This is a genomic window from Pseudomonas sp. H1h, from assembly GCF_000633255.1.
In the GTDB taxonomy this organism is placed as follows: Bacteria; Pseudomonadota; Gammaproteobacteria; order Pseudomonadales; family Pseudomonadaceae; genus Aquipseudomonas.
In genome coordinates this window covers 163,901-187,482 of the sequence record NZ_AYMJ01000012.1, presented here as the reverse complement: position 1 = coordinate 187,482, position 23,582 = coordinate 163,901, and the positions used below count along the sequence as shown (strand labels likewise).

Sequence of the window (23,582 nt, the reverse complement as noted above, 5' to 3'; positions counted from 1 at the left end):
GGGACGATTTGCCGCAGAGGTGGTCAAGATTTACCGACACGTATTCACAGCCCCATTCAAAAAGCAGGAGTCATTCAATGGCCAAAATCAGTGTTGAGCGTGCACACAACCTGGGCAAGGAAGCCGCCCGCGAGAAGGCTGACAAGCTGGCGCAAAAACTCTCCGATCAATATGGCCTGGAGCCGCAATGGTCGGGCGACACCCTCAACCTCAAGCGCTCGGGCGTGAAAGGCGCGGTGCACGTGGCCGACGATTCGATCAAGGTCGATGTCGAGCTGGGCATCATGATGTCGGCCATGAGCGGCATGATCAAAGCCGAGATCGAGAAGGCGCTGGATAAAGCGCTGGTCTGATCGCGATTTTTCGGTAACCCGAGATCCCCTGTGGGAGCGGGCCTGCTCGCGAAAGCGGTGTGTCAGTCGACTCGAATATTGACTGTTCCACCGTATTCGCGAGCAAGCCCGCTCCCACATTTGTTTTGGGGTGTGCCCATCTGTTTATGTCAGTTGTTAGGGTGCCGTTTCTAATTTTTCTCCCTACTTTGTGCCTGAGCCCGACACATCTGCGGGCAGTTCCTCAAACCTTCTGCGCGTGAGGTGCACCATGGCCAAAGTAATTCTGAAGAAAAAAATCGATGCTTCGACTTCTGCTCTGAGCGACGTCAAATCCTATGCCCGCAAGATCTGGCTGGCAGGCCTGGGTGCCTACGCCAAGGTTGGCCAAGAGGGCAGCGAGTACTTTCAGGAATTGATCAAGGCTGGTCAAACTGTTGAAAAGAAAGGCAAAAAAGCCGTCACTGAAAAACTCGAAGCGGCCAATGCCGAGATCGATGAAGCCAAGAGCGAAGTGAGCTCATTCAAAGGCCGGGTCGAAGTTCAGCTCGACAAGGTCGAGAAGGCGTTCGACTCCCGTGTAGCAAGCGCCTTGAATCGTATCGGCATTCCGTCTAAACATGACGTTGAGACACTCTCTGCTAAGCTCGATGAGCTGACGGCATTGCTCGAACGCGTCGCGCGTAAATCTTAAGGAGAACGGGATGGCTGGTAAAAAGAACACCGATAAAGAAGGCAGCTCGTGGATCGGGAAAGTCGAAGACTACTCCCGCAAAATCTGGCTGGCTGGTTTAGGCGTGTACTCGAAGATCGACACTGACGGCAGCAAGCTCTTCGAGACACTGGTCAAAGACGGCGAGAAAGCCGAGAAGCTCACCAAGTCTGCAGTCGGCAAGAAAGTCGATGCCGCCAAGGACTCCGCTTCTTCGGCCAAGTCGCGCATCAGCGGCGTGAAAGATCGCGCACTGGGCAAGTGGGACGAGTTGGAAGGGGCTTTCGACAAGCGCCTGAACAGCGCGATTTCGCGCCTGGGTGTGCCAAGCCGCAATGAAGTGAAAGCGCTGCACAGCAAGGTTGAAACCCTGACCAAGCAGATCGAGAAACTCACCGGTCTGAAAACCCAGCCTGTAGCGGCGAAAACCGCTGCGGCCAAACCGGCTGCCAAGACTGCCGCAGCCAAACCTGCGGCTAAAACGGCTGCCAAGCCGCTGGCCAAGGCGGCTGCTAAACCTGCAGCCAAGCCTGCTGCCAAGACCGCAGCCGCCAAACCTGCCGCCAAAACCGCCGCCGCCAAGCCAGCAGCAAAAGCTGCAGCCAAACCGGCAGCCGCCAAAGCTGCTGCGAAACCTGCAGCAAAACCAGCCGCCAAGCCAGCAGCGAAAACCGCTGCCGCCAAACCGGCTGCCAAGCCTGCGGCCAAACCGGCGGCGGCGAAAAAGCCTGCAGTGAAAAAACCGGCCGCACCGAAAGCCGCAGCAGCGAAACCGCCAGTAGCTGCTGCAGCCAAGCCCGCTACCCCGGCAGCGCCGGTCAGCGCGTCGAATTCGGCCGCTGCTCCGACTCCGGTGGCAACCCCGACTGCTGCATCGACCCCGTCGACGCCAACCAGTCAGTCCTGATTCTTCAGGGCAAAACAAAACGCCCGGCCTGTGAAGGTCGGGCGTTTTTTGTTGGTGTAGACACTCGTCAGCACACCCCCCCAATCTCCCGGTGGGAGCGAGCCTGCTCGCGAATGCAGGCTGTCAGTCAGGCAGATATCGACTGACACACCGCTTTCGCGAGCAGGCTCGCTCCCACAGGGGATATTCGTTGCTGCAGAGATCCGGGTCAGTCGTGATCTTCGAGGTACTGCAGGGCCATTCGCTCTGTTGCCACCTTCACCGGCGGCAACAGATGCGGCGCCACCAGCATCATGATCTGGTACACGACGAGTCTGACCTCGCCCTCCCGATCCAGAATCCGCTGATAGTCCAGCGAGAACAGCAGGGTCATGGTGATCTGCTCGACCAGTTGCCCCAGCGCCTGGGTATCACTGACCAACTGCCCCGACGCTTTCAACCGTGCGAGCAAGGCCGCGAGCGTGCGCTTGAGGGCGTTGAGCAGGTTGCGAATGCCCTTGGCCAGTTTCGGCAGGCGCCCGGCGAGGTTCGACAGGTCCTGGAACAGAAAGCGGTACTGCGCCAGGCGCTCGACGATCAGGTGCAGAAACAGCCAGTAATCCTCCGGCGCCAACTCGACATCCGGCGGTGGGTCGAGCAGCGGCGCCAGTTCATTCTGGAAGCGTTCGAACAGGCCGAGAATCAATGGCTCCTTGCCGTGGAAGTGGTAGTAGAGGTTGCCGGGGCTGATCCCCATTTCGTTGGCAACTTCCATGGTGGAGACGTTGGGCTCACCCTTTTCGTTGAACAGTTGCAGGGCACATTCGATGATCCGGTCGCGGGTTTTCATCCAGTCTTCTTAGAAAAGTACGGTTAAGCGTCAGCGCACATGCACGTAGGTGCCGGGTGCCGCCTCCATCGGTGGATAGTTCAGGTTGCCGAGGGTCATCAGGGTCTCGTGCTGGGCGCCGGAGCGTTGCTGAATCCATTCCAGCCACTGTGGCCACCAACTGCCGTCGACGCGTTTGGCGTCGTAATACCAGGCGCGTGGGTCGCTGCTCAGCTTGCCGTTTTCGACGTAACTGGCTTTGGGGTTGCTTGGCGGATTGAGGATGCTTTGCACATGGCCGCTGCTGGACAACACGAAGCGCCGCTCGCCACCGAGCAGCAGGGTTGAGCGATACACCGCATCCCACGGCGTGATGTGGTCGTTCATGCCGGCCACGCTGAAGCTGTCGACGGTAACTTTCTGCAGGTCGATCGGCGTACCGCAGACTTCCAGGCCGCCCGGGTGGGTCAGCGGGTTGTGCTTGAAAAAGTCCAGCAGGTCGCCATGGAACGCGGCGGGCAGGCGCGTGTTGTCGTTGTTCCAGTAGAGGATGTCGAAGGCCGGCGGCTCTTTACCCAACAGGTAGTTGTTGACGAAGTAGCTCCAGATCAAATCGTTGGGCCGCATCCAGGCGAACACCTTGGCCATGTCGCGACCGTCCAGTACGCCTTTCTGATAGGAGCGGCGCTTGGCCGCTTCGATGGTCTGTTCGTCGGCGAACAGCGTGGTCGGGGTTTCGATCTGACTGTCGAGCAGGCTAACCAGATAGGTCGCACTGGAGATCCGCCGCAGTTGGCGTTTGGCTTGCAGATGACCTTGCAGCGCGGCGATGGTCAGGCCACCGGCGCAGGCGCCCATCAGGTTGACGTCGCGGGCGCCGGTGATCGCCCGGCAGATGTTCATCGCTTCTTCCACCGCCTCGACATAGGTCGACAGACCCCATTCGCGATGGCGCACGTCCGGGTTGCGCCAACTGATCATGAAGGTCTGCAAACCGTTTTTCAGTGCGTACTGGACGAAGCTGTTTTGAGGGCTGAGGTCGAAAATGTAGTACTTGTTGATTTGCGGCGGCACCACCAGCAGCGGCTTGGCGTACTGTTTTTCGCTCATCGGCTTGTACTGGATCAGCTCGAGCATCTCGTTGCGAAATACCACTGAGCCGGTGGTCGTGGCGACAGTCTTGCCGACTTCGAATGCCTGCTTGGTCACCTGGCGCGGCAGGCCGTCGTTGTGCAGCAGATCGTCGAACAGATGGCTCAGGCCGCGCACCAGGCTGTGACCGCCGGAGTTGAACAGCTCCTTGATCGCCAGCGGATTGAGCAGGGTGTTGGAGGGCGCCACGGCGTCGTTGAGCAGCGTGAACGCGAAGTGCGCGCGGGCGCGGTCGTCCTCGCTCATGCTGCTTTCGTCAATCCAGCTCTTGACCTGTTTCTGCCAGGCCAGATACGCCTGCAGGCTGCGTCGGTAGAAGGGGTTGAGGCTCCATGCCGGGTCGGTGAACCGCGTGTCCTGCGGGTTGATCGGGTGCAGGGTTTCACCGAGCAACACGCGACCGAGCTGGCCGCCGAGTTTCAAGGCGTGCCTGGCACTGTGGAGCGGGTTGCGCAGGCCGTGGGCTGCGACACTGCGCAGCGTCGAGATCAGGTCGCGGCCACGCAGGCCGGTCATTGCACTTTGTGCATTGATGAACACGGCGGGACTGGGCACTACGCCCGTCGCAGGTTTGTCGCGCATGACTCAACACTCCTTCGTCTTCAGGTCAAAAACAAACTCACCGAACCAGAACACCATAGTCGCTGTTACGGGTTGCTGCCTGCGCGGCGTCCTGCCACGCATTTTGTATAAAACCCTGCATAAAGCCTGCCGTGGCGGTTTACCCGCCCAGCGGTGTCGGATGCGGGTGCATCACGGCGCGCTGCCGCTCCTCCTCAAGGAATTTCATGATGATCGGCGCCACCGCTTCGGCGCGGGTGATCAGGAACAGATGACCGTCGTCGATGATGTGCAGCTGGGCGTTGGGAATTCGCCAGGCGAGCATGCGCATGTTGATCAGCGGGATCAGTGGATCGTCGTCGCCGGCCAGTACCAGCGTCGGCTGATGGATCTTGTGCAGCCAGTGAATGCTGGTCCAGCCCAGGCCCGCGAACAGTTGCCAGTAGTAACCGAGCTTGCCCGCCGAACGCACCTTGGCCGCATGGCTGGCGGCCAGCGTCGGGTCGCGGCGGAACGAGCCGCCGTAGATCAGCGGCGCGATGCGGATCACGTGCGATGGCTGGATGTAGCGTCGCGGGCTGGCCATCATCCACAGCACCTTCGGCTTGCCCGGCACCATGAAGGCACCCGCTGCGGTCGCCGCCAGCACCAGTTTCTTGCAGCGTTCGGGGTAGTCGTGGGCGAACTGCTGCGCCAGCGCTCCGCCCCAGGACACGCCGATCACGTTGACCTGACCGTAGTCGAGGTAATCGAGCATCCGTGAGGTCAGTTTCGCCAGTCCGGGAAAGCGATATGGCCGACTCGGCGTCGACGAGCCGCCGACACCGGGCACGTCGAAGGCGATCACTTCCAGATCCGGGTCCAGCGCCGCGACGAACGGAAACACCAGCTCCAGGTTGGCGCCGATGCCGTTGAATATCAGCAAGGGCGTCAAATGAGGCTTGCCGGGGCGTACCGCGGTGCGGAGGGTCTGCCCATCCAGATCGACGGTACGGAAAATGAACGGTTGCGGCATGCTTCAGGCCCTTCGGGTTAGAGTGGAGCAGTTACAAGCCGCAAGCCTCAAGCAGAACCTGCTCAGCTTGCGGCTTGTAACTTATGGCTTGCCGCTATCTTTCATGTACGTAAGTGCCCGGCGAAGCTTCACCTGCCGGATACGCCTTGTTGCCCAGTTTCAGTGGCGCTTTTTTCAGCTCGCCAGAGCGCTCGGCCTGCCACGCCTGCCAGTACAGCCACCAGGAATCAGTGTGCTTGGTTGAGTTCGCTTGCCAGTCATCGGCATTGGCGGCCGTGCCTTCACTGGTCATGTAACGCGATTTCGGGTTGCCCGGCGGATTCAGAATGCTCTGGATATGCCCGCTGCTCGACAGCACGAATTCAACCTTGCCGCCAAACAGCTGCGCCGACTTGTAGCAGGACTTCCACGGGGTGATGTGGTCGTTGGTGCCAGCCAGCGAGAAAATGTCGGCCGTGACCTGCTTGAGGTCGATCGGTGTGCCGCACACTTCCAGTGCATTGGGGCGAATCAGTGGGTTGTTTTTGAACATCTCGATCAGGTCGCCGTGGAACGCTGCCGGCAACCGGGTGGTGTCGTTGTTCCAGAACAGAATGTCGAAGACCGGCGGCTCGTTGCCGAGCAGGTAGTTGTTGACCCAGTAGTTCCAGATCAGGTCGTTGGGGCGCATCCACGCGAAGACCTTGGCCATGTCCTTGCCTTCGAGCACGCCGGCCTGATACGAGTGGCGCTTGGCGGTCTCCAGGGTCTGCTCGTCGACGAACAGGGCGACGTCGCTGTCCAGGGTGGTGTCGAGCACGCTGACCAGCAGGGTCAGGGCGTTGACCTTCTTTTCGCCGAGGGCGGCGTAGTGGCCGAGCAGGGCGGTGCAGGTAATGCCGCCGGAGCAGGCGCCGAGCATGTTCACGTCTTTGCTGCCGGTGATCGCCGTGACCACGTCGACCGCTTCCTTGAGCGCATCGATGTAGGTCGACAGGCCCCACTCGCGCTGGGCCTTGGTCGGATTGCGCCAGCTGACGATGAACGTCTGCACGTTATTGCGCAGGCAGAAACGCGCCAGACTTTTGTCCGGGCTCAAATCGAATACGTAGAACTTGTTGATCTGTGGCGGAACGACGAGCAACGGGCGCTCGTGGACCTGTTCGGTGATCGGCTTGTACTGGATCAGCTCCAGCACGTCGTTGCGAAACACCACTGCGCCTTCGGTCACGCCCAGGCTCTTGCCGACCTCGAACGCGCCCATGTTGACCTGGCTCGGCATGCCGCCGTTGTGCACCAGATCCTTGGCCAGATGCGAAAGGCCGTCGAGCAGGCTTTTGCCGCCGGTCTCGAAGAAACGTTTGACCGCCGCGGGGTTGGCCGCCGTGTTGGTCGGGGCCATGGCTTCGGTCATCAGGTTGATCACGAAGTGGCCGCGGGCGATGTCTTTGGGTGACAGGCTGCTGTCGTCGATCCAGGAATGGAGCTCCTTGCGCCACGCAAGGTAGGTTTGCAGATAACGTTTGTAGAGCGGGTTCTGGCTCCAGGCCGGATCAGCGAAGCGACGGTCATCGCTGGCCGGTTGCAGTTCGGATTTGCCGAACAGCACGTTCTTCAGTTCGAGACCGAAATGGGTCACGTGCTTGACGCTATGGATCGGTTGTTTGATGGCCTGGGTCAGCACCATACGAGCAGAGGCCAGCAGATCCTTTCCGCGCAGCCCAACGACGGGATTAAGCCCCAGGGTGTTTTCCGAGGCTTGGTACTTCAGGTCATCGTTATTCTTGTTACTCATCTACGACGCTCCATTGTCCTGAGACGAGTACCCGGTTTTCTGCTGTGCAGTTCCACAGCCAATGCCAGGTACTACTGCTCGGGTGACCGTTAATTCTGCATAGCTGCTTTACAGTTCATAGAGCACTGCAGGGAACTTGCCAGCTCCATTGGTTACCCGAGTTTAATTTTTTTCGCAAGCAGGCCGATCCTCGGCCACACAGCAGAGCATTCAAACAGATGAATTTAGAAAATGCCCTCTAAAGAGCAAGAGGCTCGGACTAGAGCATCAGCTTGACGATCGACTCGTCCGGATCGCGGGTTTTCCCGGCCGCTTTGAGCTCAGCCAGATAATCGGCCCAGAGTGCGTCATAACGTCGCCCCAGCTCGTAGAGATAATCCCAGGTGAACAGGCCGCTGTCGTGGCCGTCGTCGAAGGTCAGTTTCAGTGCGTAGTGACCGGCCGGTTCCAGCTTGCTCAGACCGACGTTGAGCTTGCCGAATTGCAGGATCGGTTTGCCGTGGCCCTGGACCTCGGCGGAAGGGGAATGCACGCGCAGGAATTCTGCGGGCAGGGTGTATTCCTCGCCGGACGCGTAAGTGAGCGTCAGGGTTTTCGAGGCTTTGTGCAGTTTGATGTCGGTAGGGATCATGATCAGGTATCCGTCTGGTGCGGAACCTTGTGGGAGCGAGCCTGCTCGCGAATGCGGTGGTTCAGTCAACACAAGGGTTGAATGTACTGCCGTCTTCGCGAGCAGGCTCGCTCCCACAGTTCCATTACATCTGTAAGAGTTGTTTACAGGATATAACGGGACAGATCTTCGTTCTGCGCCAATTCGCCCAAGTGGCTGTTGACGTATTCGGCGTCGATCAGGATCGGCTTCTCATCGTGCGTGCTGGCCAGGTCGCCGGCACTGAACGACACCTCTTCCAGCAGACGCTCAAGCAGCGTGTGCAGGCGACGGGCACCGATGTTCTCGGTCTTCTCGTTGACCTGCCAGGCTATCTCGGCAATGCGCTTGATACCTTCAGGCTGGAACTGGATGTTCAGGCCTTCGGTCTTCAGCAACGCGCAATATTGCTCGGTGAGCGAGGCGTGCGGTTCGCTGAGGATGCGCTCGAAGTCTTCCGGGCTCAGGGCCTTGAGTTCGACGCGGATCGGCAGACGGCCTTGCAGCTCCGGCACCAGATCGCTCGGCTTGCTCAGGTGGAACGCACCGGAAGCGATGAACAGGATGTGGTCGGTCTTGACCATGCCCAGCTTGGTGTTGACGGTGCAGCCCTCGATCAGCGGCAGCAGATCGCGCTGTACGCCTTCACGGGACACATCGGCACCGCCGACATTGCCGCGCTTGGCGACCTTGTCGATCTCGTCGATGAACACGATGCCGTGCTGTTCGACCGCTTCCAGCGCCTTGGCCTTCAGCTCTTCTTCGTTGACCAGACGGCCAGCCTCTTCGTCGCGCACCAGCTTCAGCGCTTCCTTGACCTTGAGCTTGCGGGCTTTTTTCTTGCCCTTGCCCATGTTGGCGAACAGCGACTGCAGCTGGTTGGTCATCTCTTCCATGCCGGGTGGCGTGGCGATCTCGATGCCGGACACTTCGGCGACTTCGATCTCGATTTCCTTGTCGTCCAGCTGACCTTCGCGCAGGCGCTTGCGGAACAGTTGGCGGGTGTTGGAATCCTGAGCCGGCTCCTCGTTGCTGAAGCCCATGCGCGCCGGTGGCAGCAGCGCGTCGAGGATGCGGTCCTCGGCGGCGTCTTCGGCACGGTGGCGCACGCGGGTCATTTCCTGCTCACGGAGCATCTTGATCGCGGCGTCGGCCAGATCACGGATGATCGATTCGACGTCACGGCCCACGTAGCCGACTTCAGTGAACTTGGTCGCTTCGACCTTGATGAACGGCGCGTTGGCCAGTTTCGCCAGGCGACGGGCGATTTCGGTTTTACCGACACCGGTCGGGCCGATCATCAGGATGTTCTTCGGGGTCACTTCAACACGCAGCTCTTCAGGGAGCTGCATGCGGCGCCAGCGGTTGCGCAGGGCGATCGCGACGGCGCGCTTGGCATCGTCCTGGCCGATGATGTGGCGGTTGAGTTCGTGGACGATTTCGCGGGGAGTCATGGACATAATAATTGGCGGTCCTCAAGCAGAAACAAGCCGTGGCACACAGGCCGCGTCAGGCTTATTCAGCGAGATCCTGCTCCTCAATGGTCTGAGTGTGGTTGGTGAATACACAGATATCGGCGGCGATGCCGAGCGCGGTTTCGACGATCTCGCGAGCCGACAGGTCAGTCTTTTTCAGCAGCGCGCTGGCTGCGGCTTGCGCGTAGGCGCCGCCGGAACCCATGGCAATCAGGCCGTCTTCGGGTTCGACCACGTCACCGTTGCCAGTGATGATCAGCGAGGCGTCCTTGTTGGCTACCGCGAGCATGGCTTCGAGGCGGCTCAGCGAGCGGTCGGTGCGCCATTCTTTGGCGAGTTCGACAGCGGCGCGGATCAGGTGGCCCTGATGTTTCTCGAGCTGGCCTTCGAAACGTTCGAAGAGCGTAAAGGCATCGGCAGTGGCACCGGCAAAACCGGCGATGACCTGGCCGTGGTACAGGCGGCGAACTTTCTTCGCGTTGCCTTTCATCACGGTATTGCCGAGAGAAACCTGGCCGTCGCCGCCCATGACGACTTTGCCGTGGCGGCGGACTGAAACGATGGTGGTCAAGGGAAGAGTCTCCACACAGCGGGGCGAAAGTGCCTTATGCCCATTCATATGGGGGTGCTGGAGAGAATTTCAACCGGGGAGGGTGTAGAGGGACGAACGGCGGGGACTGATCAGGAAAATGTGGTGTTGCAATCATTGCCTTCGCGAGCAGGCTCGCTCCCACAGGGACTGCGTAAATCCTGTGGGAGCGAGCTTGCTCCGGGCGGCGTTCCGACGAAGAACGATGACGCGGTGATTCTGGCGAAATCAGCGGCTTTGGCGTTGTTGTAACAACAGATTGCTGAAGCCGCTGCCCGCCAGTTGCTTCTGCGCGGTGGTCAGTTGTTCGCGGTTGCTGAACGGGCCGACCAGGACGCGGTACCAGGTTTCGTCCTTGACCGTGCCCGACTCAACCGAAACGGCCTGGCCGAGCAGAATGATCTGCGCCCGAACCTTGTCCGCATCCGCCTCTTTGCGGAACGAGCCGGCCTGGAGGAAGAACTTGGTCACAGGTGCGGCCTTGCTCACCGGGGGGGCTGGCGGCGGGGTGATACCAGCCAGGGCCGCCTGAGCGCGCGCGGTGTCGATCTTCGCCGCTTCCGCAGGCGTGACCGGCGTGGTCGGAATGGTCGGCACTTGTGGTGTCGGCAGGGTTTTCTCCGGCACGGCGTCCGGCGGCACGATCACTTCCGATTCCGGCAGCAGCGTGTAGAAATCGTACTTCGGCTTCACCGGTTGCGTCGGGCTCGGCGGGTTCTTGTTGGCCTCGGCGATCTTCGACGCTTTCTGCTGTTGCGCTTGCTCGACCTTCTCGCGCTTGACCGTGTCGCTGCCCTTGCCCGGCTCCAGTTTCATCAGGAACACGATGAACGCACCGACCGTCAGGCCGATGGCCATCCACAGCCAACCCGGGATCGGTTGCTTTGCAGGAGCTTGGTAACGGCTGGCGCCACGCTTGGGTGCAGGTTTTTTCTTGGCAGCCAACTTACATGCGCTCCAGAGTTTCCAGGCCCAACAGTTCCAGGCCTTGCTTGAGAGTACGACCGGTCAGCGCGGCCAGACGCAGACGGCTCTGCATCTGGGCCGGCGTTTCGGCGGCGAGGATCGGGCAGTTCTCGTAGAAGCTGGAGAACAGGCCGGCGACGTCATACAGATAGGTGCAGAGGATGTGCGGGGTGCCTTTTTCCGCGACGCTGTTCAGCACTTCGCCGAACTGCGCCAGCTTCGCCGCCAGCTCTTGCTCGTGCGCGGCTTCGAGGACGATCTGGCCATCGACTTCGCTGAAGTCCTTGCCCAGTTTGCGGAACACACCGGCCACACGGGTGTAGGCGTACAGCAGGTACGGCGCGGTGTTGCCTTCGAAATTCAGCATCAGGTCGAAGTTGAAGCTGTAGTCGCTGGTGCGGTGCTTGGACAGGTCGGCGTATTTCACCGCACCGATGCCGACGACCTTGGCGATGTTGCGCAGTTCGTCTTCGGCAAGCTCCGGATTCTTCTCTTTCACCAGGTTGTAGGCGCGCTCCTGCGCTTCGGTCAGCAGGTCGATCAGCTTCACGGTGCCGCCGTCACGGGTCTTGAACGGACGGCCATCGGCGCCGTTCATGGTGCCGAAGCCCATGTGCTCCATCTCCATCGGATGGGTCACAAAGCCGGCCTTGCGCGCCACGGCGAACACTTGCTGGAAGTGCAGGGCCTGACGCTGGTCGACGAAGTACAGCGCGCGGTCGGCCTTGAGCTTGCCACTGCGATAGCGCACGGCTGCCAGGTCGGTGGTGGCGTACAGGTAGCCGCCGTCAGCCTTGACGATGATCACCGGCAGCGGGTCGCCGTCGGCGTTCTTGAACTCGTCGAGGAACACGCACTGGGCGCCGTTGCTCTCGACCAGCATGCCGGCGGCTTTCAGGTCGTTGACCACGTTGATCAGGTCATCGTTGTAGGCGCTTTCGCCCATTACGTCGGCCATGGTCAGTTTGACGTTGAGCAGTTCGTAGATCTTCTGGCAGTGCGACAGCGAGATGTCCTTGAACTTGGTCCACAGCGCCAGGCAGTCGGCGTCGCCAGCCTGCAGTTTGACCACCAGGCCACGGGCGCGGTCGGCGAACTCTTCGGACTCGTCGAAACGCTGTTTGGCGGCGCGGTAGAAGTTTTCCAGGTCCGACAGCTCGTCGCTGGTGATCGGGTTTTCCTGCAGATATGCCATCAACATGCCGAACTGGGTGCCCCAGTCGCCCACGTGGTTCTGGCGGATCACTTCGTCGCCGAGGAACTCGAGAACACGGGCCACGCCGTCGCCGATGATGGTCGAGCGCAAGTGGCCGACGTGCATCTCTTTGGCCAGGTTCGGTGCCGACAGGTCGACCACAGTGCGTTGTGCAGGACCGGCCTTGCGTACGCCGACGTGCGCGTCGGCCAGGGCGGCGTCAAGGCGCGAGGCCAGGGCCTGGGTGTTCTGGAAGAAATTGATGAAGCCCGGGCCGGCGATTTCGGCCTTGGTGACGTTTTCGTCGGCCGGCAGCGCGGCGATGATTTTCTCCGCCAGATCGCGCGGCTTCATGCCCGCAGGCTTGGCCAGCATCATGGCGATGTTGCTGGCGAAGTCGCCGTGGGTCTTGTCACGGGCGTTCTCCACCTGAATCGCCGGCGACAGGCCTTCAGGCAACACACCTTCGTTGACGAGTTGGGTGAGGGCTTGTTGGATCAGCTGGCGAATGGTGTCTTTCATGGTCTTCTCTTTCGACCGCAAGCGCGGCGGCGCATCGATGCGCGGGTGGAAAAACTGGGCATTATCCGTTGCGAAGACGGGCTTGCCAACCTTAGCAGGCAGCTTATGGATATGTGGTGACAATTCGGGCCTTTTCGCGAGCAAGCCCGCTCCCACAAGGGATTGTATGAACACCGCAGATCCAATGTGGGAGCGAGCCTGCTCGCGAAGGCGATGTTCAGATCAATACAAATCGACCGGATCGACATCCAGCGACCAGCGTACCGCCCGTCCGCTCGGCATTTGCTCAAGCTCAAGCAGCCAACTGGCAAGCAACCGATGCAGCGGCGCCCGCGCCGTCGCCTGCAACAACAGTTGCGCGCGATAGCGCCCGGCACGGCGTTCCATTGGCGCCGGCACCGGCCCGAGCAGCTCGATACCGGTCAGATTCTGCTCGGCCAGCAAACGCTCGGCCGCGCTGCACGCTTCATCGAGAAAGCCTTCGGCCTGTCCCGGCTTGTGCGCTTCGGCGCGCAACAAGGCCAGGTGCGAGAACGGCGGCAGCCCTGCTGCACGGCGCTCGCTCAATGCCTGCTCGGCGAACGCGAAGTAGCCCTGCTCGGTCAACTGCACCAATAAAGGATGGTCGGCCAGGTGCGTCTGGATGATCACCTTGCCCGGCTCTTCAGCGCGTCCGGCACGCCCGGCCACCTGCACAATCAATTGCGCCATGCGCTCGCTGGCGCGGAAGTCGCCGGAGAACAGCCCGCCGTCGGCATCCAGAATCGACACCAGCGTGACCCGGGGGAAATGGTGCCCCTTCGCCAACATCTGCGTGCCGACCAGAATGCACGGCTGACCCTTCTGAATCGTCGCGAACAACTGATTCATCGCATCCTTGCGCGAAGTACTGTCGCGGTCGACGCGCAATACCGGGTAATCCGGGAACAGAATCGCCAGCCGTTCCTCGGCGCGCTCGGTGCCGGCCCCCACCGGGCGCAGATCGACCTTGTTGCACTTGGGGCACTGGCGCGGTACGCGTTCGACGTAGCCACAATGGTGGCAGCGCAACTCGCCATAGCGCTGGTGCACGGTCATCCGCGCATCGCAACGCGAGCACTCGGACATCCAGCCGCAATCGTGGCACAGCAGGGTCGGCGCAAAACCGCGACGGTTGAGAAACACCAGCACCTGCTGGCCGGCGGCAAGGGTCTGGCCGATGGCTTGCTGCATCGGCCCGGAAATTCCGCTGTCCAGCGGACGGCTTTTCACATCCAGACGCAAGAAGCGTGGTTGCTTGGCACCGCCTGCGCGCTCGTTGAGGCGCAGCAGGCCATAGCGGCCGGTGTAAGCGTTGTGCAGGCTTTCCAGCGAAGGCGTGGCGGAGCCGAGGACGATCGGGATGTTTTCCTGGCGCGCACGCACCAGCGCCAGATCGCGGGCGTGGTAACGCAGGCCTTCCTGCTGTTTATAAGAGCCGTCGTGTTCTTCATCGATGATGATCAGCCCCGGGTTCTTCATCGGGGTGAACAGCGCCGAGCGGGTGCCGATAATAATGTCGGCCTCACCGTCCCGGGCGGCGAGCCAGGCGTCGAGACGCTCGCGGTCGTTGACCGCCGAATGCAGCAGGGCGATGCGTGCGTTGAAGCGTTGCTCGAAACGTGCCAGGGTCTGCGGGCCGAGGTTGATCTCCGGGATCAGCACCAGTGCCTGCTTGCCGGCTTCGAGGGTTTCGCGGATCAGTTGCAAATAGACTTCGGTCTTGCCGCTGCCGGTAACCCCGGCCAGCAGAAAGGCGTGATAACTGTCGAACCCGGCGCGAATCGCTTCGTAAGCGGCGCGTTGCTCGGTATTGAGCGGCAGTTCCGGTTGCGCCAGCCAGTGTTCATGGCGCACGCCGGGGGCGTGCCGCCGGATCTCCACTTGCACCAGATTCTTGGCCAGCAGCAGGTCGAGGCTGTCTTTGCTCAGCATCAGCTTGCTCAACAACTGATGGGCGACGCCGTGCGGGTGCTGCGCCAGCGTCGCCAGTGCTTCACGTTGCCGCGGGGCGCGGGCGATGCGCGGATCATCCAGGCTGGCCCCGGGCGTAACCGACCAGAAGCGTTCCTGACGGGCCTCGGCCAGTTCGCCCTGACGCAGCAGCACCGGCAGCGCCCAGCTCAATGTGTCGCCGAGGCTGTGCTGGTAATACTGCGATGTCCACAGGCACAGCTTGAACAGCGCTGGCGGCAGCGGCGGCTCGGTATCGAGCAGGGCCAGCGCCGGTTTGAGTTTTTCCAGCGGCACTTCGCTGGTGTCTGTGACTTCGACCAGAATCCCGATCATCTCCCGCCGCCCGAACGGCACCCGCAGGCGCATGCCTGGCTGCAGCTGGGCGCGCAGCACCCCGGCCGGTGCCCGATAGTCGAACAGGCGGCGCAGGGGCGAAGGCAGGGCGAGGCGCAGTATGGCGTCGGGCACGCGGGGGGTCTCTTTCAACACAAAAGGGGGGCGAGCGCAGATCAATTGTGGTAGCTGGCTTGCTCGCGAATGCAGTGTGTCAGGCACCGTAATGCTGGCTGACACACTGCATTCGCGAGCAAGCCCGCCCCACAGGAGAATGTGTTCAAGGCCGGGAGCCTAGCAGACGGTCGGTCTCAGGGACAGCTTGCGCGATTGACATTGTCTGGTAGAATCCGCGGCCTAATTACGTGCGGTATTCAACAATAGTGTTGGGTGGCGGCACGCTAGCTGAGGAAGACATCATGAAAGCTGATATCCACCCGAATTACCCAGTCATTGCTGTTACCTGCAGCTGTGGCAACAAGTTCGAAACTCGTTCGACTTTCGGCAAAGCTCTGCCAATCGACGTTTGCAACGAATGCCACCCGTTCTACACCGGTAAGCAGAAGACTCTGGACACCGGTGGTCGCGTTCAGAAGTTCGCAGACCGTTTCGGCGCTTTCGGCAAAAAAGCCTAAGGCTCTTCATTCTGGAAAGCTCCTACGGCTTTTCCGGTCTGATGAAAAAGGCGTCCCTCGCGGGCGCCTTTTTTGTGTCCGCGATTTGGCTGTCCGCTGCCCAGGCGTTTTGCCCGGCGCCTGCCGGCCTGACCAGCGTCAGCGTCCAGCGCGTGGTCGACGGCGACACTTTGCGCCTGAGCGACGGGCGCAGTGTGCGCATGATCGGCCTCAACACGCCGGAACTGGGCAAGCAGGGCCGCAGCGACCAGTCATTCGCCGTGGCGGCGCGCAAACGCCTGGAGGCTTTGGTAGCAGGCAGCGGCGGACGGATCGGTTTGCTGCCCGGCAAGCAAGCCAAGGACCATTACGGTCGCACCCTCGCGCACGTCTACAGTGCCAGTGGCGCCAATCTTGAAGCGCAAATGCTCGCCGACGGTCTCGGTTTCCAGGTGGCGGTGGCGCCGAACGTCGATCTTGTCGCCTGTCAGCAGGTTGCCGAACGCAGTGCCCGGCAGGCCGGTCGAGGCTTATGGCGCCAGTCGCCTGTATTGAAAGCGGAGCAGATTGCTGATTCCGGTTTCGCGGTGATCAGCGGGCGTGTGAGCAAGGTTCAGCGCAATCGTGGCGCAATCTGGATCGAGTTGCAGGGCTCGCTTGTACTGCGTGTTGCGCCCAATCTGGTCGGACAATTTGACAGTGCGCGGTTGCAGGCGCTGAAGGGCAGGCAGATCGAGGCTCGCGGGTGGATCGTCGATCGTTCGCGCCGGGGCGGCTTGAAACCGGGGCAGTCGCGCTGGTTGCTGCCACTGACCGATCCATCGATGCTGCAAAGCGCTCGCTGAATAAAAATTGTAGACATTTTTTCTGTCGATTGTGAACAGTCCAGCCCTTGTGCGCCGTGGCTCTTGGCCCAAAGTCGTAGGACAGGGCGCTTGACAGGGGTGACTGCTCAGTCTTGTGGGGACTTTGCGAGGCGCGTATCCTCGCTGACCAGTCTGTCCAACAGTAAAAAGCGGAATGCCAAAATGTCTGATCTGAAAACTGCCGCTCTCGAATATCATGCCAATCCTCGTCCAGGGAAGCTGAGTGTCGAGCTCACCAAGGCCACTGCTACCGCCCGCGACCTGTCGCTGGCCTACAGCCCCGGCGTAGCTGAACCAGTACGTGAGATCGCCCGCGATCCTGAACTGGCCTACAAATACACCGGCAAGGGCAACCTGGTTGCAGTCATTTCCGATGGCACCGCGATTCTGGGCCTGGGTAACCTCGGCCCATTGGCTTCCAAGCCAGTGATGGAAGGTAAAGGCGTGCTGTTCAAGCGCTTCGCCGGCATCGACGTGTTCGACATCGAAGTCGATTCCGAAAGCCCGCAAGCCTTCATCGACACCGTGAAACGCATCTCCATCACCTTCGGTGGTATCAACCTGGAAGACATCAAGGCACCTGAGTGCTTTGAGATCGAACGCGCTCTGATCGAGCAGTGCGACATCCCGGTATTCCACGATGACCAGCACGGCACTGCGATCGTGACCGCTGCGGGCATGATCAACGCTCTGGAAATCGCTGGCAAAACCCTGCCGGAAGCCAAGATCGTCTGCCTCGGCGCTGGCGCTGCGGCCATCTCCTGCATGAAGTTGCTGGTGAGCATGGGCGCGAAGATCGAAAACATCTTCATGGTTGACCGTACCGGCGTGATCCACTCCGGCCGTGACGACCTGAACCAGTACAAAGCCGTGTTCGCCCACGCGACCGACAAGCGCAGCCTGGCTGACGCTCTGAAAGGTGCTGACGTGTTCGTCGGTCTGTCCGGCCCGAACCTGCTGAGCGCTGAAGGCCTGCTGTCGATGGCGGCCAACCCGATCGTCTTCGCCTGCTCGAACCCGGATCCGGAAATCTCCCCGGAACTGGCGCACGCCACCCGTAGCGACGTGATCATGGCCACCGGTCGTTCCGACTACCCGAACCAGGTCAACAACGTACTGGGCTTCCCGTTCATTTTCCGCGGTGCCCTGGACGTTCGCGCCAAGCGCATCAACGAAGAAATGAAAGTGGCTGCCGCCAACGCTCTGCGTGAATTGGCCAAGCTGCCTGTTCCACAGGACGTGTGCGATGCCTACGGTGGTGCGCCACTGGAATTCGGTCGTGAGTACATCATTCCGAAGCCAATGGACAAGCGCCTGATCACCCTGATCTCCGACGCTGTGGCCAAGGCCGCAATCGAGACCGGCGTGGCCACCCTGCCGTATCCGAAGAACTACCCGCTGAAAAGCGTGGATGACGTGTTCAACGGCTAAGTCGTTGTAGCGCTTCAACCGAAAAGCCCCGGCTCGTGAGAGTCGGGGCTTTTTTGTGCCTGTGTGATTTGTGGTGTTCTTCAGTGCCCCTTCGCGAGCAAGCCCGCTCCCACAGGAATCTGGGGGTGTACATGAAGTGTGTGAACACTGCAAAACCCTGTGGGAGCGGGCTCGCCCGCGAAGAGGCCGGCCCGGGCCATACAAAACCGATAGGCAATAAAAAGCCCCGCACTTCTCACGAAGGCGGGGCTTTTTTGCTGGGGCGGGATCAGAACAGATCGATCGGCGCCTGCTCATCCGCCGGCAGCGGGCTGCCCGGCGCAGTGCCGTTACCCAGCTCGTTTACCGACGGCGGCGTGTCTTCGGACTTGAACAGTTCGAAATAGGCGCCAGGCGTGCTTGGCGTCGCCGCACGACCGCTGACCGGATCTACCCGCAGGCTGAGGATGCCTTCCGGCTCAGGCTGCACGTGCGGCGGCTTGTCCTTCAGTGCAGCCGACATGTAGTTCATCCAGATCGGCAGCGCCACGGTGCCCCCGAACTCGCGGCGACCGAGGCTTTCTGGCTGATCGAAACCGGTCCACACGGTGGTCACGTAATCGGCGTTGTAGCCGGAGAACCACGCATCCTTCGATTCGTTGGTGGTACCGGTCTTGCCGGCGATGTCGCTGCGACCCATGGCCAGCGCGCGGCGACCGGTGCCGAGCTTGATCACGTCCTGCAACATGCTGTTGAGGATGTACGTGGTGCGGCCATCGACAATCCGCTCGGCCACGGCCGGCGCTTGTGGCGCTGCAGCAGCGCCCGGAGCTTCACCCGGTACTGGCGCGGCGTTGACGGTGATCGGCTGGGACGCTGGCGCGGCAAAGCCATCAGTGGCCGAGATACCCTGGGGCACGGTCGGCGGGTTGGCGACGAACAGCGTGTCGCCGTTCCGGCTTTCGATCTTGTCGATGATGTACGGGGTGATCTTGAAGCCGCCGTTGGCGAAGGCGCTCCAGCCGGTGGCGATTTCCATCGGGGTCAGGGTTGCGGTACCCAGTGCCAGCGACAGGTTCGGCGGCAGATCCTGCTTGTTGAAGCCGAAGCGGGTGATGTAGTCGATGGTCTTGCCCACGCCCATCGCCTGCAGCAGGCGGATCGACACCAGGTTGCGCGACTTGTACAGCGCTTCGCGCAGACGGATCGGGCCGAGGAATGTGTTGGTGTCGTTCTTCGGTCGCCAGACTTTATCGAGGTACTCGTCGACGAACACGATCGGGGCGTCGTTGACCAGGGTTGCGGCGGTGTAGCCGCTGTCCAGCGCAGCACTGTAGACGAACGGCTTGAAGCTCGAGCCCGGCTGACGTTTGGCCTGCAGTGCACGGTTGTAGTTGCTCTGCTCGAAAGCGAAGCCGCCGACCAGCGAGCGGATCGCACCGTTCTGCGGATCCAGCGAGACCAGCGCGCCTTGCGCCTGCGGGATCTGGCTGAACTTCAGCGAGTTGTTTGGCTGACGCTGTACGCGAATCAGATCGCCGACCTGGGCCACATCCGACGGCTGACGCGGTGCGGCGCCCATGCTGTTGGTGTTGAGGAACGGGCGTGCCCATTTCATGGTGTCCCAGGCGACGTGTTCTTCACCGGTGCGGGTCAGCACCTGCAAGCCATTCTTGTCGACCTGGGTGACGATGGCCGGCTCCAGGCTGCTGATGGTGCGCTGCTTGGTCAGCTCGCTGACCCAGGCCTCGTGAGTCTTGCCCGGCAGGCGCGACTCGGGGCCACGGTAGCCGTGACGCTGGTCGTAGGTCATCAAGCCTTCGTGCAGGGCGGTGTTGGCCATTTCCTGCAGGTTGCTCGGCACCGTGGTGGTGACGCGGAAGCCTTCTGTATAGGCGTCGCTGCCGTAGCGGCCGACCATTTCGGCACGGGCCATTTCAGCAATGTACGGCGCGTTCACTTCCGGGGTCGGCACGTGATAGCTGGCGTTCAGCGGCTCGTTGATCGCGGTGGTGTAGTCGGCCTCGGAAATCTTGCCGAGCTTGTACATGCGGCCAAGGATCCAGTCGCGACGTTCCTTGCTGCGTGCCGGGTTGGCCAGCGGATTGAAACGCGACGGGGCCTTCGGCAGGCCGGCGATCATCGCCATTTGCGCCAGGCTGATGTCACGGATCGACTTGCCGTAATACACCTGCGCCGCCGCCTCGATGCCATAGGCGCGATTACCCAGATAGATCTTGTTTACATACAGCTCGAGGATCTCGTCCTTGGTCAGCTGCCGTTCGATCTGCAGTGCCAGGAGAATTTCCGTGGTTTTGCGCGAGAAGCTGCGTTCGCTGGTCAGGAAGAAGTTCTTCGCCACCTGCATGGTGATGGTGCTGCCGCCGGACTGGATGTGCCCGCTCTTGACCAGTTGGGTCGCCGCACGCATCAGGCTGCTCGGATCGACGCCATAGTGGTTGGCAAAGTTGTCGTCTTCAGCACTTAGTAACGCATTAATGAAATTGGGCGGAATGTCGGCGAAACGGATCGGAGTACGGCGCATTTCGCCAAATTCTGCGATCAACTTGTTGTCGCTGCTGTAGACCCGCAGCGGAATCTGCAACTGAATGCTTCTCAGGGCCTCCACAGACGGCAAACCCGGACTAAGGTAAAGAAACGCGCCGCTGAGACCTAAAAGCAGTCCGCAGAAAACGGCGACGATGGACCAACCGAAAAATTTCAGCAGACGAATCAAGGCTTTTGGACATCCAGGGCAAAGAATGAATTGGGCGGCAGGGTTCCGGTAACACACAGAACAGCCTGGGCCGGCAGTAAAAGCGGAAAAAAACGCTGGGCATTATAAGCACTTTTCTGCTGGGGGCGTCATTTGCGCTTCTGTCAAGACGGGGTGAAGGAACGCAATGCGTATTACAGAGTCCGTAACTCACGGAAAGTCATAGGGAATTGGTAGTGCTGGGACTCTTCAATAAAAAGACCAATACGTTACTGGGGATCGACATCAGCTCCACTTCGGTGAAGCTGCTGGAACTGAGCCGCCAGGGCGACCGCTACCGGGTCGAGGCCTACGCGGTGGAGCCGTTGCCGGCCAATGCCGTGGTCGAAAAGAACATCGCCGAGCTCGAAGGCGTCGGGCACGCCCTGTCACGGGTGCTGGTGAAGGCCCGCACCGGGCTCAAGAGCGTGGCGGTGGCGGTGGCCGGTTCTGCGGTGATCACCAAGATCATCGAGATGGACGCCGGGCTGACTGATGACGAGCTGGAAAACCAGCTCAAGATCGAAGCCGACCAATACATCCCCTATCCGCTGGACGAAGTCGCCATCGATTTTGAAGTCCAGGGTGTGTCGTCGCGCAACCCGGAGCGGGTCAATGTGCTGCTGGCCGCCTGTCGCAAGGAAAACGTCGAAGTCCGCGAGGCGGCGCTGGCGCTGGCCGGGCTGACCGCGCGGGTGGTCGATGTCGAGGCCTACGCGCTGGAGCGCTCCTTCGGTCTGCTCGCCACCCAATTGGCGGCCTCGCAGGAGCGCCTGACGGTGGCGGTAGTCGACATCGGCGCGACCATGACCACCCTGAGCGTGCTGCACAACGGCCGCATCATTTATACCCGCGAGCAACTGTTCGGTGGCCGGCAACTGACCGAGGAAATCCAGCGCCGCTATGGCTTGACCGTCGAACAGGCCGGGCTGGCGAAAAAACAGGGCGGTCTGCCGGATGACTACGTCAGCGAGGTCTTGCAGCCGTTCCGGGATGCGTTGGTGCAGCAGGTGTCGCGCTCATTACAGTTCTTCTTTGCCTCCGGGCAGTACAACGCCGTCGATCACATCCTGTTGGCCGGTGGCACAGCGTCGGTGCCGGGGCTGGATCGCCTGATCGAGCAACGCCTGGGCACTCCGACCCAGGTCGCCAACCCGTTTTCCGACATGGCCTTGAGCAGCAAGGTCAATGCCGGGGCCCTGGCCAGTGACGCGCCGGCCCTGATGATTGCCTGCGGGCTCGCGCTCAGGAGTTTCGACTGATGGCGCGGATCAACCTTCTCCCCTGGCGTGAAGAGCGCCGCGAAGAGCGGCGTAAACGCTTCCTGCTGATCCTGATCGGGGTCCTGGTCGGATCGGTGGGCGCGGTGTTCATCGCCGATCAGATCTTCAGTGCCGCGATCGAGCGGCAGGAGGCACGCAACGCCTACATCGGCAAGCAGATTGCCGTGGTCGACGAACGGATCAGGCAGATCAGCGAGCTCAAGGCGCGGCGCCAGCAACTGGTCGAGCGCATGCGCATCATCCAGGACCTGCAGGGCAACCGGCAGATCAGCGGACGGATCTTCGATCAACTGGCGCGCACCCTGCCGGACGGCGTGTATTTCACCAGCGTGAAGCTGGTTGGCAAGACGCTGTCGATCAGCGGCGCGGCGGAATCGAACAATCGCGTCTCCGAATTGATGCGCAACCTGGATGCCTCCGATTGGTTCGATGCGCCGAGTCTCAATGAAGTGAAGGCGACTACCGCCGGACAGGTGGATCAGGCCAACGTCTTTCAGTTGACCGTCCGGCAGACTCAGCCAGCAGCCGTGGAGGGCGACAAATGAAACCGTCCGAATGGCTGCAGGGTTTGCGCAACATCGATTTCAACGACCTGGACACCAGCAACATCGGCTCCTGGCCGGCCGCAGTGAAAACCATCGCCGGGGTATTGTTGGCAGTGCTGGTGTTGGCGCTTGGCTATAACTTTTTCATCAGCGACATGGAAAACCAGCTTGAAGCCAAGCGTCAGGAAGAAGACACGTTGAAGGAACAATTCGCCAGCAAGGCGCACATGGCCGCCAACCTGGAGCTGTACACCCAGCAGATGAAGGAAATGGAGAACTCCTTCGGCGTGCTCCTGCGGCAATTGCCCAGCGACACCGAAGTTCCGGGGTTGCTGGAGGACATCACCCGCACCGGTCTGGGCAGCGGTCTGGAATTCGAAGAAATCAAGCTGCTGCCGGAAGTCACCCAGCCGTTCTACATCGAACTGCCGATCCAGATCACCGTCACCGGCGCCTACCACGACCTCGCCACCTTCGTCAGCGGCGTCGCCGGGTTGCCACGGATCGTCACGCTGCACGATTTCGAACTGGCGCCCGCCAACCCGGAAGGCGGGACGAAGCTGCGCATGAGCATCCTCGCCAAGACTTACCGCTATAACGACAAGGGGCTGGAAAAATGACCCCGATGCGTTATTTCGCCTTATCCATGGTGTTGCTGGGCCTGAGCGGCTGCGGCAGCAATGATGAGTTCAGCGACCTCGATGCCTACATGAACGAAGTGCGTCTGCGACCGGCGGGCCGGATTGAGCCGACGCCGACTTTCCACTCCTACCCCACGTTTACCTACAGCGCGGCCAACTTGCGCAGCCCGTTCTCGCGTCAGGTGCGGGTCGATCTGGCCGCTCAGCAGCGCGGTGCGCGCAACGTCAAACCCGACCCCAGCCGGGTCAAGCAATACCTCGAAGGCTTCAACATCGAGCAGTTTGAAATGGTCGGCACAATCTCCAATGCCACCGGCTCTTTTGCCCTGCTGCGCGGAGCTGGCGGGGTGCATCGGTTGAAAGTCGGCGACTACCTGGGGCGCAACGACGGTCGCATCGTTGCAATCAGTGCCACGCAGGTCGATGTGGTCGAAATCGTGCCCGATGGCGAAGGCGCCTGGCTGGAGCGTCCGCGCACCATTCCTTTGAAAGAGCACTCATAGT

Annotated in this window: 21 protein-coding genes; 10 read left to right on the top strand and 11 right to left on the bottom strand. The window is 61.0% G+C overall.

Annotated elements, in window-relative coordinates:
- The first annotated feature begins 77 nt into the window (after positions 1-77).
- The 3 genes from U862_RS0110020 to U862_RS0110010 all read left to right on the top strand — a co-directional run bounded on the left by U862_RS0110020 (position 78) and on the right by U862_RS0110010 (position 1,951).
- Positions 78-353, top strand: coding sequence for a polyhydroxyalkanoic acid system family protein (locus U862_RS0110020; RefSeq protein ID WP_025110282.1), 276 nt, complete (start codon positions 78-80; stop codon positions 351-353).
- 250 nt (positions 354-603) lie between these two features.
- A complete protein-coding gene (locus U862_RS0110015) occupies positions 604-1,026 on the top strand; it encodes a phasin family protein (RefSeq protein ID WP_025110281.1) in 423 nt (140 codons plus the stop codon).
- Positions 1,027-1,036: 10 nt separating this feature from the next.
- Entirely contained in the window at positions 1,037-1,951 is a 915-nt protein-coding gene (locus U862_RS0110010) for a phasin family protein (protein WP_025110280.1), read from the top strand.
- 208 nt (positions 1,952-2,159) lie between these two features.
- On the opposite strand, the gene U862_RS0110005 is transcribed toward U862_RS0110010, so the two are convergent.
- The 10 genes from U862_RS0110005 to U862_RS0109960 all read right to left on the bottom strand — a co-directional run bounded on the left by U862_RS0110005 (position 2,160) and on the right by U862_RS0109960 (position 15,099).
- A complete protein-coding gene (locus U862_RS0110005; protein WP_025110279.1) occupies positions 2,160-2,780 on the bottom strand; it encodes a TetR/AcrR family transcriptional regulator in 621 nt (206 codons plus the stop codon).
- Between the two features lie 30 nt (positions 2,781-2,810).
- Complete coding sequence (gene phaC / locus U862_RS0110000) at positions 2,811-4,493, bottom strand: class II poly(R)-hydroxyalkanoic acid synthase (RefSeq protein ID WP_025110278.1); 1,683 nt, start codon at positions 4,491-4,493, stop codon at positions 2,811-2,813.
- 139 nt (positions 4,494-4,632) lie between these two features.
- The gene (phaZ, locus tag U862_RS0109995) at positions 4,633-5,487 is read right to left on the bottom strand and encodes a poly(3-hydroxyalkanoate) depolymerase (protein WP_025110277.1); all 855 of its coding nucleotides are present in this window, start codon (positions 5,485-5,487) and stop codon (positions 4,633-4,635) included.
- A gap of 94 nt (positions 5,488-5,581) precedes the next feature.
- Positions 5,582-7,261, bottom strand: coding sequence for a class II poly(R)-hydroxyalkanoic acid synthase (phaC, locus tag U862_RS0109990; RefSeq protein WP_025110276.1), 1,680 nt, complete (start codon positions 7,259-7,261; stop codon positions 5,582-5,584).
- Between the two features lie 259 nt (positions 7,262-7,520).
- Positions 7,521-7,895, bottom strand: a complete 375-nt coding sequence (locus U862_RS0109985) for a gamma-butyrobetaine hydroxylase-like domain-containing protein (RefSeq protein ID WP_177327328.1) — start codon at positions 7,893-7,895, stop codon at positions 7,521-7,523.
- A gap of 140 nt (positions 7,896-8,035) precedes the next feature.
- A complete protein-coding gene (gene hslU / locus U862_RS0109980; protein WP_025110274.1) occupies positions 8,036-9,370 on the bottom strand; it encodes an ATP-dependent protease ATPase subunit HslU in 1,335 nt (444 codons plus the stop codon).
- Between the two features lie 55 nt (positions 9,371-9,425).
- Entirely contained in the window at positions 9,426-9,956 is a 531-nt protein-coding gene (hslV, locus tag U862_RS0109975; RefSeq protein WP_025110273.1) for an ATP-dependent protease subunit HslV, read from the bottom strand.
- 246 nt (positions 9,957-10,202) lie between these two features.
- Complete coding sequence (locus U862_RS0109970; protein WP_025110272.1) at positions 10,203-10,919, bottom strand: SPOR domain-containing protein; 717 nt, start codon at positions 10,917-10,919, stop codon at positions 10,203-10,205.
- A gap of 1 nt (position 10,920) precedes the next feature.
- Positions 10,921-12,657: an arginine--tRNA ligase gene (argS, locus tag U862_RS0109965; protein ID WP_025110271.1), complete on the bottom strand. Its 1,737-nt coding sequence runs from the start codon at positions 12,655-12,657 to the stop codon at positions 10,921-10,923.
- Positions 12,658-12,879: 222 nt separating this feature from the next.
- Entirely contained in the window at positions 12,880-15,099 is a 2,220-nt protein-coding gene (locus U862_RS0109960; RefSeq protein ID WP_025110270.1) for a primosomal protein N', read from the bottom strand.
- A gap of 284 nt (positions 15,100-15,383) precedes the next feature.
- On the opposite strand from U862_RS0109960, the gene rpmE reads away from it, so the two are divergent.
- From rpmE to U862_RS0109945, 3 genes are all read left to right on the top strand, one after another.
- On the top strand, positions 15,384-15,599 hold the full coding sequence (rpmE, locus tag U862_RS0109955) for a 50S ribosomal protein L31 (protein WP_025110269.1): 216 nt from the start codon (positions 15,384-15,386) through the stop codon (positions 15,597-15,599).
- Between the two features lie 41 nt (positions 15,600-15,640).
- Positions 15,641-16,423 (top strand): thermonuclease family protein, encoded by a 783-nt coding sequence (locus tag U862_RS0109950; protein WP_029977568.1) that lies wholly within the window; start codon positions 15,641-15,643, stop codon positions 16,421-16,423.
- 183 nt (positions 16,424-16,606) lie between these two features.
- Positions 16,607-17,875, top strand: a complete 1,269-nt coding sequence (locus U862_RS0109945) for a malic enzyme-like NAD(P)-binding protein (protein WP_003220889.1) — start codon at positions 16,607-16,609, stop codon at positions 17,873-17,875.
- A gap of 268 nt (positions 17,876-18,143) precedes the next feature.
- Here U862_RS0109945 and U862_RS0109940 read toward each other — a convergent pair whose 3' ends face one another.
- Positions 18,144-20,588 carry a penicillin-binding protein 1A gene (locus tag U862_RS0109940; protein ID WP_371262570.1) on the bottom strand — a complete coding sequence of 815 codons (2,445 nt, stop codon included), beginning with the start codon at positions 20,586-20,588 and terminating at the stop codon, positions 18,144-18,146.
- 218 nt (positions 20,589-20,806) lie between these two features.
- Here U862_RS0109940 and U862_RS0109935 point away from each other — a divergent pair, with 218 nt between their 5' ends.
- Genes U862_RS0109935 through U862_RS0109920 form a run of 4 tightly spaced genes read left to right on the top strand, consistent with a single transcriptional unit; the run spans position 20,807 to position 23,581 of the window.
- A complete protein-coding gene (locus U862_RS0109935; RefSeq protein WP_025110266.1) occupies positions 20,807-21,871 on the top strand; it encodes a pilus assembly protein PilM in 1,065 nt (354 codons plus the stop codon).
- Positions 21,871-22,437, top strand: a complete 567-nt coding sequence (locus U862_RS0109930; RefSeq protein WP_025110265.1) for a PilN domain-containing protein — start codon at positions 21,871-21,873, stop codon at positions 22,435-22,437. Before U862_RS0109935 ends, U862_RS0109930 begins: the two co-directional genes overlap by 1 nt.
- Positions 22,434-23,057: a type 4a pilus biogenesis protein PilO gene (gene pilO / locus U862_RS0109925; protein ID WP_025110264.1), complete on the top strand. Its 624-nt coding sequence runs from the start codon at positions 22,434-22,436 to the stop codon at positions 23,055-23,057. The genes U862_RS0109930 and pilO overlap by 4 nt, the downstream gene beginning before the upstream one ends.
- A complete protein-coding gene (locus U862_RS0109920) occupies positions 23,054-23,581 on the top strand; it encodes a pilus assembly protein PilP (RefSeq protein ID WP_025110263.1) in 528 nt (175 codons plus the stop codon). Before pilO ends, U862_RS0109920 begins: the two co-directional genes overlap by 4 nt.
- Position 23,582: the final 1 nt, after the last annotated feature.